Source organism: Mesorhizobium sp. M2A.F.Ca.ET.037.01.1.1 (genome assembly GCF_003998075.1).
Classification (GTDB): Bacteria; Pseudomonadota; Alphaproteobacteria; order Rhizobiales; family Rhizobiaceae; genus Mesorhizobium.
Genome location: NZ_RZSA01000760.1, coordinates 1 through 3,326, shown reverse-complemented (window position 1 = coordinate 3,326; position 3,326 = coordinate 1). Strand labels below are relative to the sequence as shown.

Genomic DNA, 3,326 nt, shown 5'->3' with positions numbered 1-3,326 from the left:
CTCCAGGATGTCAACGGCGCCGGCCATGAGGCGCTGATCCAGACGCGCAACCAGCTTCTGGGTCTGGCTGCAAAGAGCAAGCTACTTGCCAACACGCGCCCCAACGGCCAGGAGGACCAGCCGCAATTCTCGATCGATATCGACCAGGAAAAGGCCAGCGCGCTCGGCATCAGCCTCGCCGACATCAACAACACGCTGTCGACCGCCTGGGGCAGCGATTACGTCAACGACTTCATCGAGCGCGGACGAGTGAAGCCGGTCTATCTGCAGTCGGGCGCGGATTTCCGTATGCAGCCGGAAGATCTCGACAAATGGCAGGTCCGCAATTCCGGCGGCGCCATGGTGCCGTTCTCGGCCTTCGCCTCCAGCCACTGGACCTACGGTTCGCCCCGCCTCGAACGCTACAACGGCTCGGCGGCGGTCGAGATCCAGGGCGCCGCGGCCGCAGGCCAAAGCTCCGGCGCGGCGATGGACGAGATCGACAAATTGGTCGCGCAACTACCCGCCGGATATTCGCATGAATGGACCGGCCTGTCGCACCAGGAGAGGCTTTCCGGCAACCAGGCGATGTCGCTCTACGCGATTTCGGCGCTGGTCGTGTTCCTGTGCCTTGCCGCGCTTTACGAAAGCTGGTCGATCCCGTTCGCGGTGATGCTGTCGGTGCCGATCGGCATCTTCGGCGCCCTGGCGGCGGCCACTCTCTTCGGCCAGACCAATGACGTCTATTTCAAGGTCGGCCTGCTCACCACGATCGGTCTGGCGGCCAAGAACGCCATCCTCATCGTCGAGTTCGCCATCGAGCGGCAGTCTGCCGGCATGGGGCTGGTCGAGGCAACGCTCGAAGCGGCGCGGCAACGCCTGCGGCCGATCCTGATGACATCGCTGGCCTTCATCCTCGGCGTCACGCCTCTGGCGATCGCCAGCGGCGCGGGCTCGGGCGCGCAGAACTCGGTCGGCATCGGTGTCATGGGCGGCATGATCGCGGCGACCGTGATCGGCGTCTTCATGGTGCCGCTTCTCTTCGTCACAGTGCGCCGCATCTTCAAGGGCAAGGCAGCCAACGAGAATTCAGGCGGGACCCCAGCCACAGCCACTCAAGAATAGAGGTTTTTTCCATGCCAGGTTTTGAACGCGGTCTCGCGACCGCGAAGGGGTTCTTTTTGCCCGCGTTTGCCGCGGCCCTGCTCTCGGGATGCGTTGTCGGTCCGGATTACCAGAAGCCACTGCTGGCGATGCCGGCAAGCTGGAGCGGGCAGAAGGCGGCAAGGCCGGCAAAGCCGGCGCAGCTGTCGCAATGGTGGCAGCGCCTGCGCGATCCCGAGTTGAACGCGCTCGTCGCGGAGGCGGTCGCCGGCAATCTCGACGTCGCCACCGCCAAGGCCAAGATCCGCGAGGCGCGGGCAAGCTACCGCCAGTCGGTAGGCACGTTGCTCCCATCCGCCAACGGTTCGGCCTCGGCCACCCGCAATAGGTCCACAGCAACCAGCTCGGGCACGGCAACCGGCACAACCTATGACCAGTATCAGGCAGGCTTCGATGCCAGCTGGGAACTCGACCTCTTCGGCGCCAACCGCCGCAGCGTCGAGGCCGCCAGCTACGGCTTGGACGCTTCCGAGGAAAGCCTGCGCTCGACCTTACTGACCTTGGTCGGCGATGTCGCCTCCAACTATGTCCAGGCACGCGGCTATCAGGCCCGCATAGCGCTTGCCCGGCGCTCTGCCGCATCGCAGCGGCAAACCGCCCAGCTCACCCGCACGATGGCCTTGGCCGGCTCGGCGACCGCGGCGGACGTAGCCAAGGCGGAAGGACAGGCCAGCGGCACGGAAGCCGGCGTTCCGAGCCTGGAGGCCAGCTATGCCGAGGCCGTGCATCGCCTTTCCGTGCTGACCGGGCGGCCGCCAGCGGCCCTCAACGAGCGCTTGAGGCACGCAACGCCGATCCCAGCGCCCCGCCTGCCGATCCCGACCGGCATCCCGGCCGACATCCTGCTCGCCCGTCCGGATGTGCGCATGGCCGAGCGGCAGTATGCACAGTCCACCGCCAAGATCGGCCAGGCCGAGGCGGCGCGCTATCCGGGCGTCAGCCTGACCGGCGACATCAGCACCACATCCCTCAAGCTCGGCGATCTCGGCAAGAACTCCCCCATCGGCTGGTCCTTTGGCCCCACCCTCAGCGTGCCATTGTTCAATGGCGGCCAATTGCAGGCGGCCGTCGACGTCGCGAAGGCCCAGCGCGACCAGTATTTCGTCGCCTACAAGGCCGCCGTGCTGACGGCGCTGGAAGACGTTGAAAACGCCACCGTTTCGCTGTCGCAGGAGCGCATCAGGAACGGCAAGCTCGCCTCCTCCGCGAATCCTACGGCGATGCCGCGCGGCTTGAAAGAACGCTCTACAAGGCTGGCGAGACCAGCCTCCTCGACGTGCTCGATGCCGAACGCTCAGCCTATTCCGCCGACGATTCCGTCCTGCAAAGCCGCGTCTCGATCGCCACCGATCACATAGCCTTGAACAAGGCGCTTGGCGGTGGCTGGAACGGCGCGATCGACACGGCCAGACCCGAAATCATAGATGTCCGCACCGGTCCGCGGCTGGCATCAAAGACGCAATGACCGGCGAGCCGTGCGGTCTATCCGCCGGCCCGAACAAATCTCCGTGAGCGACGCCCGCAAATAATATCCCACTATATAACAGCCTCGTTGAGGTAATGAGATGACAGGCGCCTACGATCTCGGAACCAATCTGGTTCGCCGTATCTATGAAAAGCGCATAGATGCGCCGGCCATTCTTGATGCCGGCACGCATTTTCCCAATGCGGCTAAGTTCGCCGCCGCCTGGCAGGACATCCGCGATGAAGCGCTGGCGGCAAAGCTGAACAAGGCGCCGCGTTTCCACGACATCATGCCGGAGCAGGCCGATATCTCTGCCAATGACGGGCTCGACTGGCGTATGTTCGTGCTCAAGGCCTACGACATGACGGTGCCGGAGAATCTCGCGCGGATGCCGGTTCTGACCCGGCTGCTCACCGAATGCCCCGAGGTCAAGTCGGCGGCCGTCTCCTTCCTCGCCCCGCGCAAGCATATCCCGCCGCACCGCGGACCATTCCGCGGCATCATGCGCTTTCACCTCGGGCTCGCCATCCCCAAACAGCCGGACGGCCGCCCGGCAACGATCATGATGATCAACCATGAGGAAAGGCGCATCGCCGACGGCGAGTGCATGCTGTGGGACGACACGTTCGAGCACGAAGTCATGAACAACTCGGATCAGCCGCGCGTCGCTCTTCTGCTCGACGTGTGGCGTCCGCAAATGCCGCTGGATATGGAAATC

At 64.7% G+C, this 3,326-nt stretch carries 2 protein-coding genes and 1 pseudogene; all 3 read left to right on the top strand.

The features are described from left to right. On the top strand, positions 1 to 1,104 hold a 1,104-nt coding region (locus EOA27_RS28505), incomplete at its 5' end, for an efflux RND transporter permease subunit (RefSeq protein WP_145970583.1). Positions 1,105 to 1,115: 11 nt separating this feature from the next. After that, a pseudogene (locus EOA27_RS28500) lies at positions 1,116 to 2,608 on the top strand (efflux transporter outer membrane subunit). Between the two features lie 100 nt (positions 2,609 to 2,708). Then, positions 2,709 to 3,326: aspartyl/asparaginyl beta-hydroxylase domain-containing protein (locus EOA27_RS28495; RefSeq protein WP_145970582.1), on the top strand; the 618-nt coding region annotated here is incomplete at its 3' end.